The organism is Oceaniglobus roseus (assembly GCF_002869745.1).
Classification (GTDB): domain Bacteria; phylum Pseudomonadota; class Alphaproteobacteria; order Rhodobacterales; family Rhodobacteraceae; genus Oceaniglobus; species Oceaniglobus roseus.
Genome location: NZ_PNOS01000029.1, coordinates 49066 through 63321, shown reverse-complemented (window position 1 = coordinate 63321; position 14256 = coordinate 49066). Strand labels below are relative to the sequence as shown.

13 protein-coding genes and 1 tRNA gene are annotated in these 14256 nt (G+C 70.6%); 5 read left to right on the top strand and 9 right to left on the bottom strand.

Features of this window, described 5'->3' with window-relative positions; all coding sequences use genetic code 11:
* Positions 1–87: 87 nt before the first annotated feature.
* The 3 genes from A7B20_RS14555 to A7B20_RS14545 all read right to left on the bottom strand — a co-directional run bounded on the left by A7B20_RS14555 (position 88) and on the right by A7B20_RS14545 (position 2834).
* Positions 88–1602, bottom strand: a complete 1515-nt coding sequence (locus A7B20_RS14555; RefSeq protein WP_102109308.1) for a hypothetical protein — start codon at positions 1600–1602, stop codon at positions 88–90.
* Positions 1603–1776: 174 nt separating this feature from the next.
* Positions 1777–1851, bottom strand: a tRNA-Asn gene (locus A7B20_RS14550).
* Positions 1852–1901: 50 nt separating this feature from the next.
* Positions 1902–2834 (bottom strand): MBL fold metallo-hydrolase, encoded by a 933-nt coding sequence (locus tag A7B20_RS14545; RefSeq protein WP_102109307.1) that lies wholly within the window; start codon positions 2832–2834, stop codon positions 1902–1904.
* Between the two features lie 40 nt (positions 2835–2874).
* On the opposite strand from A7B20_RS14545, the gene A7B20_RS14540 reads away from it, so the two are divergent.
* Entirely contained in the window at positions 2875–4197 is a 1323-nt protein-coding gene (locus A7B20_RS14540; RefSeq protein ID WP_102109306.1) for an ATP-binding protein, read from the top strand.
* A gap of 111 nt (positions 4198–4308) precedes the next feature.
* On the opposite strand, the gene A7B20_RS14535 is transcribed toward A7B20_RS14540, so the two are convergent.
* The 3 genes from A7B20_RS14535 to A7B20_RS21315 are packed head-to-tail and all read right to left on the bottom strand — an operon-like array spanning position 4309 to position 6314.
* Entirely contained in the window at positions 4309–4869 is a 561-nt protein-coding gene (locus tag A7B20_RS14535) for an RSP_2648 family PIN domain-containing protein (RefSeq protein ID WP_102109305.1), read from the bottom strand.
* Positions 4866–6095, bottom strand: a complete 1230-nt coding sequence (locus A7B20_RS14530; RefSeq protein WP_102109304.1) for an RSP_2647 family RNA methyltransferase — start codon at positions 6093–6095, stop codon at positions 4866–4868. Before A7B20_RS14530 ends, A7B20_RS14535 begins: the two co-directional genes overlap by 4 nt.
* A gap of 45 nt (positions 6096–6140) precedes the next feature.
* Positions 6141–6314, bottom strand: coding sequence for an RSP_7527 family protein (locus tag A7B20_RS21315; protein WP_157937695.1), 174 nt, complete (start codon positions 6312–6314; stop codon positions 6141–6143).
* Positions 6315–6552: 238 nt separating this feature from the next.
* Between A7B20_RS21315 and edd the strand changes: the two genes are divergently transcribed.
* Positions 6553–8358, top strand: a complete 1806-nt coding sequence (gene edd, locus A7B20_RS14525; RefSeq protein ID WP_102109303.1) for a phosphogluconate dehydratase — start codon at positions 6553–6555, stop codon at positions 8356–8358.
* 79 nt (positions 8359–8437) lie between these two features.
* Here the strand turns inward: edd and A7B20_RS14520 are convergent, their stop codons facing one another.
* Positions 8438–9136 (bottom strand): HupA family protein, encoded by a 699-nt coding sequence (locus tag A7B20_RS14520; protein ID WP_102109302.1) that lies wholly within the window; start codon positions 9134–9136, stop codon positions 8438–8440.
* A gap of 266 nt (positions 9137–9402) precedes the next feature.
* Here A7B20_RS14520 and A7B20_RS14515 point away from each other — a divergent pair, with 266 nt between their 5' ends.
* Entirely contained in the window at positions 9403–10044 is a 642-nt protein-coding gene (locus A7B20_RS14515) for a bifunctional 4-hydroxy-2-oxoglutarate aldolase/2-dehydro-3-deoxy-phosphogluconate aldolase (protein WP_102109313.1), read from the top strand.
* A 3-nt stretch (positions 10045–10047) separates the two neighbouring features.
* Here A7B20_RS14515 and A7B20_RS14510 read toward each other — a convergent pair whose 3' ends face one another.
* On the bottom strand, positions 10048–10308 hold the full coding sequence (locus tag A7B20_RS14510; protein WP_102109301.1) for a hypothetical protein: 261 nt from the start codon (positions 10306–10308) through the stop codon (positions 10048–10050).
* 41 nt (positions 10309–10349) lie between these two features.
* Complete coding sequence (locus A7B20_RS14505; RefSeq protein ID WP_102109300.1) at positions 10350–13154, bottom strand: bifunctional [glutamine synthetase] adenylyltransferase/[glutamine synthetase]-adenylyl-L-tyrosine phosphorylase; 2805 nt, start codon at positions 13152–13154, stop codon at positions 10350–10352.
* An 84-nt stretch (positions 13155–13238) separates the two neighbouring features.
* Here A7B20_RS14505 and A7B20_RS14500 point away from each other — a divergent pair, with 84 nt between their 5' ends.
* Both A7B20_RS14500 and A7B20_RS14495 read left to right on the top strand, forming a co-directional pair.
* The gene (locus tag A7B20_RS14500) at positions 13239–13709 is read left to right on the top strand and encodes a YbaK/EbsC family protein (RefSeq protein WP_102109299.1); all 471 of its coding nucleotides are present in this window, start codon (positions 13239–13241) and stop codon (positions 13707–13709) included.
* A gap of 113 nt (positions 13710–13822) precedes the next feature.
* Entirely contained in the window at positions 13823–14242 is a 420-nt protein-coding gene (locus A7B20_RS14495) for a DUF2852 domain-containing protein (RefSeq protein WP_102109298.1), read from the top strand.
* Positions 14243–14256: the final 14 nt, after the last annotated feature.

The window sequence follows — 14256 nt, the reverse complement described above, 5'->3', positions numbered from 1 at the left end:
TGAGCGCTTCGTTATAGGCCGGCCAGTTCCTGGTTCTGTAGGTCGGGGGTGTGTGTCTGCTCATGCTGACCAGCTACCACGCTGGATTCACGAGATGAATCCCTCACGGGATTTGTGCAACAGAGCCAATTGAAGGTCGTAGAGCATCTTCCCGACTGACTTGATGTAGCCGCGATGTTTGGCGCGGGTCTCGGCGCGGATACGCGGAATGCGGGCATCCAGCGCGGCCTTTTCCCGATCGGCTTCGGTTGCATTGGCGTCCAAAGCAAGCAGCTCCAAGGCTTCCTTCTCAAGGCGTTCCTCTTCAGCTTCGAGATCCTCGATCAACGCCCTGAATCCGAATTCCGAGACGAATTTCGTCTTCCCCTTGGAATGCTGAAAGGGCAGCTCGGGCAGGAACTTCAGGGCGTCGCGGATGTGATCCCGATTTGCGTCTTCGAACGGGACATCTCCGACGAACTCCACCCAGAATTTTTCCGCGACATTCGCCTCGCTGCCACTGTTGGACGTCCATTTCTTGCCGGCATCGGCATCGCCGGTCTGCTCCAGGGAGAAGTCGTCTCCGTATCCGGCCATCTTGAGCTCCTTCATGAGCTTGATCCCCTCGAGAAGCGTGATGCCCCGGGGCTTTGTGAGAACGACTTCCCGCGTTTCGGGCGAGAGGTCCCGCAGGTCGATGTTCTTCAGGAGCGGTGGGCGCAGCTTGATCCGGAACGCGGTGTCGTCATCCTTGGCCGCGGTGTCCGGGGACGCGTCCCCGGCCGCGGGCTGGGACGTTGCCGGTGCCCCCGGCACTGTGGCCGCATTCGCGGCCGGGGCTGCGGCCGAGTCGACCGGCGCCTGAAGAGGAGCAGCCGCCTCCGTTGCCGGCTGTGGCGTGGAAGCTGCCGTCATGGGCGGCACGGCGATGGAGGTCGCGGCTGATGCGGCTGCTGCCGTGTTGGGCAGAGCGGGGGCGGACGATCGGGAGGCAGCCACGGGCAGGGCGGCAGCGGGGGAGGCTGACCGGCTCGCCATGACCGACCGGAAGATCGGCGTCACGTCCTCGTAGGTTCCGACCTCGCGCCGTTCCCGTTCGCGGGACACGTCCAGCATGATCCGCAGGGCTTCGACGGCGAGCGCGCGCCAGCCTGAGCTGGTCTCGTCGAGAGTCACGCCGAACTGCCTCGCCATCTCACGCAGGGGATCCGTGACCGGAGTCCGGTCACCGAGCGCCAGGGCCCGGCGCAGCATGTCCTGGGTTGCACGCTCGGTCTGCGCCGCGAAATTCGCCGCCGCCTCGGAACGCGGGTCGGCCGACGCCCGCAGGGCTTCGTGGGCGGCGATCTGGCAGCGCGCCAATTCGGTCAGCAATGTCACGTGCTCGGGGCTCAGATGATCCACCGGTCTCTCCGTCGTCAGCGCGACGGCCAGGTCCGTGAGCGCCGTGAGGGCGCGGACGCGGCATGTCGCTTCGGAGAGGACGTCGGTCCGAAGGCTGAGACAGATGGCCGAACTTTGACCAGGGTTCGATATCTCGACCCAGGCCTTCGGCAGACGGCGCCGGAAGAAGTAGCCCGACGGGCGTTTTTCGAGGTGTGGTGTGTGTGCGACTCCAGCCATGGCAGGTGCTCCGAAAACAGTTCCAGGGCATCCGGGAGTCGCGGTGGTGCACCGGTTCGGGCACGGGTTTGTGCAACAATTTGTGCACGTGCACAGGTGGCTCCGACTCTGGTCGGAGGTCACCTCGTGGGAAACCCAATGAAACAAGGCGTTTCGCCTATATCTGGGGGATTTTGGCTCCGGCGGCAGGGATCGAACCTGCGACCAATTGATTAACAGTCAACTGCTCTACCGCTGAGCTACGCCGGACCATGGCGCGGGTCATAACAACAGCCGCCGGTGGCGTCCAGAGGGTTTTGTCAGAAATTCGGGGACAGGGCGAAAACCGCGTCTGCGCTCAGGGCCGGCGCGGCCGTGACCCGCTTTTGCTCATGGAGATCAACGAGATGGGCGAGGACGTTGCGCAGGGCGGCAGGGTGGAGGGCGGCGGGAATGTCGGCGTAGAGGCGACGGGTCAGGGTCGCCGCGGCGGCCGGGCCCTCGGCGAGGGCGGCGAGGATCTGCGCCTCGCGCCCGCGCCGGTGGGCGACCAGCGCGGCGAGCCGGGCGGCAGGATCGGACACGGCGGGTCCGTGGCCCGGCAGGTACAGCCGGTCGCCCCGCCCCGAGAGCCGGTCGCAGGAGGCCATGAAGGCGGCGGCATCGCCGTCCGGCGGCGAGATCAGCGAGGTCGACCAGGCCATGACGTGATCGCCGGTGAAGAGCAGGTCGCCGAAGGCGAAGCACATGTGGTTCGCCATGTGCCCCGGCGTGTGCAGCGCCGCGATCCGCCAGCCGGCCCCCGCGATCACCGCGCCGTCCGCAAGGCTCTCCGTCGGTGCGAAGGCGGCGTCCACCCCCTCGCCCCCTCCGGCAAGCCCCTCCGCCGCCAGCGCCGCCATCACCGGACGCCGCCCCGCGGTGGCGGGTCCGAAGGCGAGGACGGGGGCGCCCGTCTCGGCCGCGAGCGGCGCGGCGAGGGGCGAATGGTCGAGATGGGCGTGGGTGACGAGGATGTGGGTGACACGCTCCCCCGCCAGCGCCGCGCGCAGCGCCGCGGCATGGGCCATGTCGAGGGGGCCGGGGTCGATCAGCGCCACCTCCCCCTGCCCCACGACATAGGTGTTGGTGCCGCGGAAGGTCATCGGCGAGGGGTTGGGCGCGAGGATCCGGCGCACGCCCGGGGCCACCGTCTCGGGGCGGCCGGGCACGGGATCGAAGGCGGCGGGGTCAAATTGGTGTGCAGGCGCCATGGCCCCTTTCTTGCCGTCGCCGCGCGCGATAGCAAGCGGGATGACCTTCGCCTGGCTCAAGCGCTATGTCCCGCGGTCGCTCTATGGACGGGCGGCGCTGATCCTGCTGACGCCGATCATCACGCTGCAGCTGGTGCTGACGATCATGTTCGTCCAGCGCCACTACGAGGACGTGACGGTGCAGATGACCCGCGCCGTGGCGCTGGAGCTGGCCTATATCCAGCGCCGGGTCGACGCGGCGGCGGCCGAGGGGCGCGACCCGGAGGAGGTGCGCCGCCTGGCGCGCGCGCTGCGCCTCACCCTGACCCTGCCCGACCCCGACGCGCCGATGGCGGACCGCCGCCGCTTCTTCGATCTCGCGGGGCGCAAGGTGATCGACACCCTGCACGAGAACCTGAGGGGATTGTCCGGGGCCGACCTGATCCGCTCGGACAGCCACGCGGTGGTCGGGTTCGAGACCGGGCTCGGGCCGATGAGCGTCGGCATCCCCCGCTCGCTCGTCTCGGCCTCGAACCCGCACCAGCTCCTGGTGCTGACGGGCGGGGTCAGCGTGCTGATGAGCCTGATCGCCTTCCTGTTCCTGAAGAACCAGATCCGCCCGATCCGGCGCCTGGCCGAGGCGGCCGAGGCTTTCGGGCGCGGCCGCGACCATGCCTACCGCCCCTCCGGCGCGACCGAGACCCGCGCCGCGGGGGCGGCCTTCCTCGACATGCGCAACCGGATCGAGCGGCAGATCGAACAGCGCACGATCATGCTCTCCGGGGTCAGCCACGACCTGCGCACGCCCCTGACGCGGCTGAAGCTGGGGCTGTCGATGCTGGACGAGGACGCCGAGGTGGAGGCGATGCTCGGCGACGTGCGGGACATGGAGGCGATGCTGGACACCTTCCTCGACTTCGCGCGCTCCGACAGCCTGGACGACGCCGAGGCGGTGGAGCCGGGCGAGATCCTGAAGAGCCTCGTCGCCCAGGCGGACCGGGTCGGGCAGAACGTGACCGTCGCCGCGCTGCCGGGCGCGGGCAAGGTGGTGCTGCGCCCGCTCGCCGTGCGCCGGGCGCTGGAGAACCTCGTCGGCAACGCGGTGCGGTACGGCAGCCGGGCGGAACTGTCCTGCGTCGTCAGCGAGCGGGCGGTCGTCTTCTCGGTCGAAGACGACGGGCCCGGCATTCCCCCGGACGCCCGCGAGGAAGCGCTGCGCCCCTTCTCGCGCCTCGACCGGGCGCGCAGCCAGAACCGGGGCGGCGGCGTGGGGCTGGGCCTGTCCATCGCCTTCGACATCGCCCGCCAGCATGGCGGCACGCTCCGGCTGGACCGCTCGGCACGGCTCGGCGGGCTGAGGGCGGACCTGGTGCTGGCGCGATAGGGGCGCCCGGCGGGCCGGTTCGGGGCCTCGGATCCGAGTATCAACGGGAAGAACGCGGGGGCCTGAGCCCGGAAGCTCCGGTCTCCTGCGGCTGCGAGGTCCCTCGCGGGGTCAGTTCGGCAAGGCGCCGTCGCGCGCCAGTGCCTTGCCGAGGCGCGGCAGGCGGGCGCGCTTCAGAAGCGCCTTGGCAGGCAGAGGCTCGCCCGCCAGGCGCTCGGCCTCGGCATGGACGCGGGCGACAGAGGCGGCGACGGCATCGGGGGCGGCGGCGTGAAGGGACAGCAGGAACTGGTCGGGATCCAGCCGCTCCAGCCCCTCCTCCGCCAGCACATGACGCGGAAAGTCCTTCGCGTTCAGCGTCACGATCAGGTCGGCCGAGCCCGCCACCGCAGCGGCCAGCACGTGCACGTCGTCGGGATCGGGCAGCCAGAGCCGCCGCAGGTCGCCGTCCTTCGGCGTGACCGCGGCGCCGGGCCAGGCGGCGGACAGCGCGGCGATCTCGCCGCGCGCCACGACCTCGGCGCCGGGACCGAGCTTCACCGTCGCGCGCGCCCATTCCTCGAGGATCCGGGGCGACCAGAGCGGGCGGAACAGGCCCGCCGCGGCGCAGGCCAGCAGGATCTCGCGCAGCACCGTCGGGAACAGCACGTTCGCGTCCAGAAGGACCTTCATCCGTCGAGGCGGAAGAACAGCGCCTTCAGGTAGGCCGACTCGGCCAGCTGCGGCAGCTGCGGGTGGTCCGGCCCGGCAAAGCCCGTGTGCAGTTGCTGCGCCCAGCGTCCCGACCGCCCGATCCCCGAGAGACAGGCGCCGCGGAACCGGGCGAGGTCGGCGGCGTGCGAGCAGGAGCAGAGCACGAGGTAGCCCCCCGGCGCCACCAGCGGCGCGGCAAGGCGCGCGACACGCTCGTAGGCGCGCAGGCCAGCCTCCAGCGCGGGCTTGTTCGGCGCGAAGGCGGGCGGGTCACAGACGACGAGGCCGAAGCGCTCCCCCTCCTCCGCCAGCGCCGCCATCACCTCGAAGGCATCGCCGCGCCGGGTGGCGAAGCGGTCGGCCACGCCCGAGGCCGCCGCGCCCTGCTCCGCCAGCTCCAGCGCCGGGGCCGAGCCGTCAACGGCCAGCGCCGACTCCGCCCCCGCCGCCAGCGCGGCGAGCGCGAAGCCGCCGACATGGGAGAAGACGTCGAGCACCCGCGCGCCCTTCCCCAGCCCGGCGGCGAAGGCGTGGTTCGGGCGCTGGTCGTAGAACAGCCCCGTCTTCTGCCCGCCGAGAAGGTCCGCCATGTAGGTCGCGCCGTTCATCGGCACCGGGACGGATCCGTCCACAGCGCCAAGCAGCACCCTGCTGTCCTCGTCCAGCCCTTCCAGGCTGCGGGCCCGGCCGGTGGCGTTCTTCAGGACGGTCGAAACGCCCGTGACCTCCACCAGGGCGTCCACCAGGTCGTCCAGCAGCACTTCAGCCCAGGCGGCGTTCGGCTGCACCACCGCGGCATCGCCGAAGCGGTCGATGACGACGCCGGGCAGGCCATCGGCCTCGGCATGGATCAGGCGGTAGAAGGGGGCGTCGTAAAGGCGCTCGCGCAGCGCCAGCGCGCGGGAAATGCGCGCGGAAAGCCAGGCGCGGTCGACCGTGGCCGCCGGATCGCGGTCCAGCATCCTGGCGATGATCCTGGAGGAAGGATTGACGGCGACAAGGCCCATCGGCGACCGTTCGGCGTCTTCCAGGCGCGCGATGGTGCCCGGAGCCAGTTTCGAGGTGCGCCGGTCGACGACCAGCTCGTTGTCGAAGACCCAAGGGCTGCCGCGGCGGATCGCGCGGGCGTCGGTCTTGGGGCGCAGCCGGACCACGGGAAGGCCCGTCGTGTCTGGCTGCGATGCGGAGGGTTCATGCGGTTCCATGACCGCTCTCTACCCTCTTGCGCGTGCCCCCGGAAGGGGCAGCGGTCAGCCTTTCAGCGGCTGAAGCCCGCGAGCCGGGGCCTTGGTCGGACGGCTGGCGAACCAGGCGCGAACCGTGGCGCCGAAATCGCGCAGGGTGGCGGCGCGCAGCGCACGGGCCTGACGCTCGATCTCGAACAGGTCGATGGCGTCGTTCGGGTTGGTCTTTTTCGGGATCATGACGATCTCCTTCGGGGGCTGTTTCGTTCGGCACCTCACCTATGCCCCCCCACCGGCCGCCACCACAGACAGCCCGACAGACCCGGTATGCACAAAATGCATGCAGTTTGCGAACGCCCCCGGGGAACCGATCCGCCCCGCCCCGTTGTTAGCGCAAACAGCCCATGGTAAGGAAGGCCAAGCCCCTCGCCGCACGATGGCGGCGTCGCATGTACCCCAATCCGCCGGAGACCCGACCATGGCCCTGAACCCGACCGTCGAAGCCGTCACCGAACGCATCATCGACCGCAGCCGCGACAGCCGCGCCCGCTATCTCGATCACATGGCCCGCGCGGCCGAGGAAGGCCCCCGCCGCGCCCACCTGACCTGCGGCAACCAGGCCCACGCCTATGCCCCCATGGGCCAAGACAAGGAAGCGCTGGCCAAGGGCACCGCGCCGAACCTCGGGATCGTCACCGCCTACAACGACATGCTCTCGGCCCACCAGCCGTTCGAGACCTACCCCGAGCTGATCCGCCGCACCGCCCGCGCGAACGGCGCCACCGCCCAGGTCGCAGGCGGCGTGCCAGCCATGTGCGACGGCGTCACCCAGGGCCAGACCGGCATGGAGCTGTCGCTGTTCTCCCGCGACGTGATCGCGCTTGCGACCGGCGTGGCGCTGTCCCACAACGTCTTCGACGCCGCCGTCTACCTCGGCGTCTGCGACAAGATCGTGCCGGGCCTCGTCATCGCCGCGGCGACCTTCGGCTACATCCCCGGCGTCTTCCTGCCCGCGGGGCCGATGACCAGCGGGCTGCCGAACGACGAGAAATCCAAGGTGCGCCAGCAGTTCGCCAGCGGCGAGGTCGGCCGCGACAAGCTGATGGAGGCCGAGATGGCCTCCTACCACGGCCCCGGGACCTGCACCTTCTACGGCACCGCCAACACCAACCAGATGCTGATGGAGTTCATGGGCCTGCACCTGCCCGGCGCCTCCTTCGTCAACCCGGGCACGCCGCTCCGGGAGGCGCTGACCGAGGCCGGGGCGAAGCGCGCGCTGGAGATCACGGCGCTCGGCAACGACTACCGCCCGGTCTCGGACATCCTGGACGAGAAAGCCTTCGTGAACGGCATGGTCGGGCTGATGGCGACGGGCGGCTCGACCAACCTCGTCATCCACCTGCCCGCCATGGCGCGGGCGGCGGGGGTGCAGCTGGACCTCGCCGACTTCGCCGAGCTGTCTGACGCCGTTCCGCTGCTCGCCAAGGTCTATCCCAACGGGCTGGCCGACGTGAACCATTTCCACGCGGCGGGCGGTCTCGGCTACATGATCGGCGAGCTGCTGGAGGCGGGTCTGCTGCACCCCGACGTCAAGACCGTGGCGGGCGACGGGCTGCACCTCTACACCGAAGAGCCGGTGCTGGACGCGGGCGCCGTGCAGTACCGCGCCGGTCCGAAGGAGAGCCTGAACGACAAGATCCTGCGCCCCGCGTCGGATCCGTTCCAGAAGACCGGCGGTCTGAAGGATCTCCAGGGCAACCTGGGGCGCGGGGTGATGAAGGTCTCGGCCGTCGCGCCCGAGCGCCACGTGATCGAGGGGCCCTGCCGCATCTTCCACGACCAGAAGGACGTCAAGACCGCCTTCCAGCGCGGCGAGTTCACCGAGGATACGGTGGTGGTGGTCCGCTTCCAGGGGCCGCGGGCGAACGGGATGCCCGAGCTGCATTCGCTGACCCCCACCCTCGCCGTGCTCCAGGACCGCGGCCTGAAGGTGGCGCTGGTGACGGACGGGCGGATGTCGGGCGCGTCGGGCAAGGTGCCTTCGGCCATCCACGTCTCGCCCGAGGCGGCGATGGGCGGGCCGCTCTGCCGGCTGAAGGACGGCGACGTGGTGCGGGTGGACGCGGTGAAGGGGACGCTCGACGTCGTGGGCGTGGACCTCGAGACGCGCGAGCCGGTGAAGGCCGACCTCGGCGGCAACGGCAACGGCGTGGGCCGCGAGCTGTTCGAGGTGTTCCGCCAGAACGTCGGCCTGGCCTCGCAGGGCGCCGGCGTCGTGGTCTGACGCCTTTGCCCGTAACGCGGAAGGGCGGGACATCGCCCGCCCTCCCCGATCCCGAGGGATCACGTGGAGCCGATGCGGCTCAGCGCTCGGCGTACCAGGTGCCCGCGCCCGCCCGCTCGGCCACCGACGTGCCGGTGATCTGCTGGATCTGCGCTGGCCCATGGATTGCCTGCCCCTGCGGACCGGTGAAGTTGCCGCCGAGGGTCAGGAGCACCTCGCTGTTGCCCGCATTGGCATCGTCGATATCGCCGTAAAGCGCGATCGACGCGCTGCCCGGCCGGACGCTGGTCGGCGTGCCCGGCGGCAGGATCACGCCCGGCGGGGCGACGATCGGCTGCTCGTCGTTGTTGAAGGAAGAGGGATACTTGGGGCCGGTGCGCAGTTCGCCGTTGAAGGCGACCGCCTGGCCGTCGACCGTGCCGCGCCAGTTGTTTGCCACGCCGTTGCTGATGGCGGCATTGTTGGCGGCGGCGAAATCGACGTCGAAGGACACGTCGCCGTAAAGCTCGCCCGTCCCGCCCTGCACGATATCGAGCCGGGTGGCGCCGGTGTAGGTCGCGGACCCGGACACGGGCATGTCGGACGTGGGCACAAGGGCCTGCACCGCGTCGAGGTTCGCCTGGTAGGTGGCCGGGGTCGCCGGCGGCGTTCCGCCGCCTCCACCGCCCGTGCCGCCGCCCGGCGTGGCCGTCCCGTTGTTCACGCAGCCCGCAAGCGCGACGGCGCCAAGCGCCAGCGCGCCCGCCCGCACACCACGCGGCCAGTTCTTCAAATCCATCCATACCTTCCTTTCGAGACCCCGTGCAGAGAATGACGCGCACGGGAACGCATTCGCCCGGTCAGACATCTCGGCCGGGCGATAAACTGCCAATAAATTGATGTCCGATGACGTTACGTTATCTGGAACCCTTTAACGATCAAGCCCAAATGCCTGTTTCAGTGATGAAATTTCGTCAACCCAAGGGCGAGCGATCCTGCCCGGTGGACAGGCCGACGGCACTCGGCTAGTGCAGTGCTGCACCGCTGATTGAAAGGTCCGCCATGATGACGCCCCATCTCGCTTCCCAGAAGGCCGCCGAGATCTGCCGCCTCGCCCCCGTCGTTCCGGTCCTCGTCATTGACGATGCGTCCCGCGCCGCCGACCTGGCCCGCGCGCTGATCGCGGGCGGCCTGCCCGCGCTGGAAGTCACCCTGCGCACCCCCGCCGCGCTCGACGCCATCCGCGAGATGGCGAAGGTCGAGGGCGGCGTCGTCGGCGCGGGCACGCTCCTGACCCCGAAGGACGTGCAGGACGCGGTGGATGCGGGCGCGACCTTCGGCGTCTCCCCAGGCGCCACCGACCGCCTGCTCTCGGCCTGCGAGGAAGCGGGCTTGCCGCTGTTGCCCGGGGCCGCCACGGCGACCGAGGCGATGGCGCTGCTCGAACGCGGCTATACCACGCAGAAGTTCTTCCCGGCCGAAGCCTCCGGAGGCGTCCCCGCGCTGAAGGCGATCGGCGCGCCGATCCCGCAGGTCAGCTTCTGCCCGACCGGCGGCGTGTCGCCGAAGAACGCCCGCGACTACCTGGCGCTGTCGAATACGCTGTGCGTCGGCGGCAGCTGGGTCGCGCCGAAGGACAAGGTGGAGTCCGGCGACTGGGCCGGAATCGAGGCGCTGGCCCGCGAGGCCGCCGCACTCGACGCCTGACCTTCACGCAGGCGGCACCCGCGCCGCCCCCCCGCCCCGCCGCACGGGCGAGTCCGCCGCCGCCAGACCGTCGCGCAGCACGGTGTTCATCGGATGGCCGGGGTTCGCGTCCTCGTAGTGTTCCAACAGCGCCGCCAGCGCCTCGGCCGGGACGGCCTCGGCCGGGAGCGACAGTGCCCAGTCGAGGAAGATCGACCGGCACTCGCCCGCCGTGATCCCCTCGATGTTGTAGCTCTCGCGGATCAGGCCCTTGGGGTCGGTCATTGCAGAATCCATCGCGCGCACCTCGCTTTGCTGTCCATGCGTTAGGCCCTGTCGGCCGCGCTGCCAAGCATTTCCGCGACATGGGCCGCCGCCTTCCCGGCCAATTCCGCCATGGCCGCCGCCAGTTCCTCCAGCGTCTCCGCCCCGCTGTCGCGCAGCAGGAGCGCAGCGCCCCCCGCGCCCAGGTGGTCGGGCGCGAGCCGCCCTGGGCTCAGCAGCCGCGCCGCCGCGTGAAGCCGCCAGAAGGCACCGTGCGCCTCGGCCAGGTCCTGCGCCACGTGGGCCGGCAGCACGCCCGCCGCCGCCCCTGCCTCGAGCTGTTCGGGCACCGCCCGTGACGGACAGCCCGCCAGCAGCGCCGCCGCCGAGGCCGCCAGTTCGATGTCCTGCAACCGCCCCGGTCCCGCCTTGGCGTCAAACGGCCCCGAGGCGCCCTGCGCCGCCGCCAGCCGGTCGCGCATGTCGGCGACGTCCTTCAGCACCGGCGCGGCCTCGCGGGGTGCGGCCAGCAGCTCCAGCCGGAACGACTCGACCGCGTCACACAGCTCTGCCGCCCCGGCCACGGCCCGCGCGCGGGTCAGGGCCAGGTGCTCCCAGGTCCAGGCCTCCTCGCGCTGGTAGGTGCGGAAGGCCGGGAGCGCGGTCGCCACCGGCCCCTGCCGCCCCGACGGGCGCAGCCGCATGTCGACCTCGTAGAGCTTGCCCTCGGCCATCGCGGCCGACAGGGCCGTGACCAGCGCCTGCGTCAGCCGGGCATAATAGAGGCGCGAGGCCAGCGGCCGCTTGCCCTCGCTCGCCTCGACCCCGTCGGCGTCGTAGATCACGATCAGGTCCAGGTCCGAGGCCGCATTCAGCCGCCCCGCACCGAGCGAGCCCATGCCCAGCACCATCGCCCCCCGCCCCGGCGCCGCGCCGTGGCGTTCGGCGAAATGCGCGCCGACCAGCGGCCAGAGAACGCCCAGCACCGCGTCGGCGACATCGGCATACTGCCGCCCCGCCGCATCGGCCCCGATCAGCCCGCGCAGGTGGTGGACGCCGATGCGGAACTTCCACTCCTTCGCCCAGGCCCGCGCCAGGTCCAGCCGCGCCTCGTAGTCGGCGGCATCGGCCAGCCGCGCCTCCAGGTCCTCCCGCAACGCCTCGGGCCCGGGCCAGGGGGTAAAGAAGGTGCCGCCGATCACCGCGTCGAACACCCCGGCATTGCGCGACAGGAACCGCGCGAGGTCCGGCGCGGTGTCGGCGATGTCGACGATCAGGTCGATCAGCTGCGGATTGGCCTCGAAGAGCGAGAACAGCTGCACCCCGGCGGGCAGCCCGGCAAGGAAGCCGTCGAGGTGCAGCAGCGCCTGCTCGGGGTCGGCGCTTTCGGAGAGGCGGGCCAGCAGGTCGGGGCGCAGCCGGTCGAAGATCTCCTGCGCGCGTTGCGACCGCAGCGCCGGATAGCCGCGCCAGCGGGCGACGATCGCCGCCTGCTTCTCGTCCAGTTCGGGCGGCTCCGAAGGCTCCTGCCCGTCGCGGGACTCGTGGGCGGGATCGAAGAACGGCTCGGTCAGGCCCGCCACCCGCTCGAGCCGCGCCTCGATCTCGTCGCGCAGGGCTTCGGTGTCGCGGTCCATCATCGCGGCAAGCCGCGCGAACCCCTCGCCGTCCTGCGGCAGGGCGTGGGTCTGGGCGTCGTTCACCATCTGCACCCGGTGCTCGACTGTCCGGTGTTCGACGTAATCCGCCTTCAGCTGTTCGGCCGTCCCGCCCTGCACCCAGCCCGCCGCCACCAGCCGGTCGAGCCCCTCGCAGGTGCCGCGGACGCGGAGCGAGGGGTCGCGCCCGCCCGCGATGATCTGCCGGGTCTGGGTGAAGAACTCGATCTCGCGGATGCCGCCCCGCCCGAGCTTCAGGTCGTAGCCCTCCAGCGCCGGTCGGCCGTTCAACCCCTTGTGGGCGCGGATCCTCAGCCGCATGTCGTGGGCATCCTTGATCGCCGCGAAGTCCAGATGACGCCGCCAGATGAAGGGGCGGAGCCGTTCAAGATAGGCTTCCCCGGCGATGACGTCTCCGGCAGAGGGCCGCGCCTTGATATGCGCCGCCCGCTCCCAGGTCCGCCCGAGGCTTTCGTAATACCGCTCGGCCGCCTCCATGCCGACGCAGACCGGCGTGACCGAAGGATCGGGGCGCAGCCGAAGGTCGGTGCGGAAGACATAGCCCTCGGCGCTGCGGTCCGAGAGCAGCGCGCACATCCGCTGGGTCGCGCGCACGAACCCGGCACGGGCGGTCATCAGCTCGGCCGGATCGAAGCGGCTTTCGTCGAAGAGGCAGATCAGGTCGATGTCGGAGGAATAGTTCAGCTCCCCCGCCCCCATCTTGCCCATGGCCAGCACCACCATGCCGCCCGCGGTGGCGATGTCGTCCTCCGTCAGCCCCGGCAGCTTCTTCCGCCGGATCTCGGCCGCGACGGTCGAGGCCAGCGCCCGCGCGACCGCGAGGTCGGCGAAGGCGGTCAGCGCCCCCGTGACCTCTTCCAGGCGCCAGACCCCGGCCAGGTCCGCAAGCCCCGTCAGCAGCGCCGTCCGCCGCTTCGCCACCCGCAGCCCCGCCGCCAGCTGCCCGTCCTCCAGCGCCTGCATGTCGTCGAGGATCCCCGCGAAGGCCGCCTCGGGCGCGACCGACAGCGCCTCGGCCAGCCACTCCGCCTCGCGCTCCATCGCGCCCTTCAGGAACGGGCTGCATCCCGCCGCACCTTCCAACAGGTCAGCCAGCTCCGGCGCGAGCGCTTCGAGGGGCGCGGCCTCGGGACGACGGTCCGTTTCGAAGGGACGGGGGCAGCGGGTCATGCGGGCGGCGAAGGTCATGGAACGGGCCTTGAGCTTGGGATCGAATTGCACATACCCAAGTCATACCTGAATCAGACGCAAAGATGACAGCAGCGGGGATCCATGAGCAAAAGCCTGACCCGGGTGAAGGCGGCGCTGGAGGCGGCGGGTCTGGCCACCGAGGTGCGCGAGATGGCGGAGACGACCCGCACCGCCGCCGACGCCGCCGCCGCAGTGGGCTGCGCGATCGACCAGATCGCCAAGTCCATCGTCTTCCGCGACGAGACGAGCGGCGAGCCGGTGCTGTTCCTGACCGCCGGCAACAACCACGTGGACCCGGAAAAGGCGGCGCGGGCGGCGGGATGCCCCCTCGGCAAGGCGGATGCCGCGCTGGTTCGCGCGCGCACGGGCTTTGCCATCGGCGGCGTCTCGCCGGTCGGCCACCTGCACCCGATCCGCAGCTTCTACGACCCGCACCTGTCGGATTTCGCGCTGATCTGGGCCGCCGCGGGCACGCCGCGCCACGTCTTCGCCATCGCCCCGCCCGACTTGCTGCGCGTGACCGGCGCGCAAGTCTCTGATTTCACGGCCTGATCGCGAAAATGTAAATTACTTTCACATCAACCCTTGAAGCAGCGCCCCGCCGTCCCGATCTTGGGGATGTGAAAGACATTCACATCACCCCCAACCCGACACGGGAGAGAGCAATGAGCTACTACGCAGACACCCCCGCAACCCGCATGTCGTGGCTTGCGCGCTCCGAGGCCTGGCTTGACGACAAGGGCAAGGGCGCGTGGATCGCGGCCATGGTCCTCGGCTTCATCGCCTTCTGGCCCGTCGGGCTCGCCATCCTCGCCTACATGATCTGGAGCAAGCGCATGTTCAGCAAGTCCTCCTGCGCCCTGTCGCGCACCCGCCACACCGCCGCCGCCTTCCGCAGCTCGGGCAACTCCGCGTTCGACGCCTACAAGGCCGACACCCTGCGCCGCCTGGAAAAAGAGCAGGACGCCTTCCAGTCCTTCCTCGAGCGTCTGCGCGCCGCCAAGGACAAGGCCGAGTTCGACCAGTTCATGGAAGACCGCGCCCGCAAGAACGGCAACGGCGACACCACCGTCCAGGACGCCTGATCGTCCCTGCACCG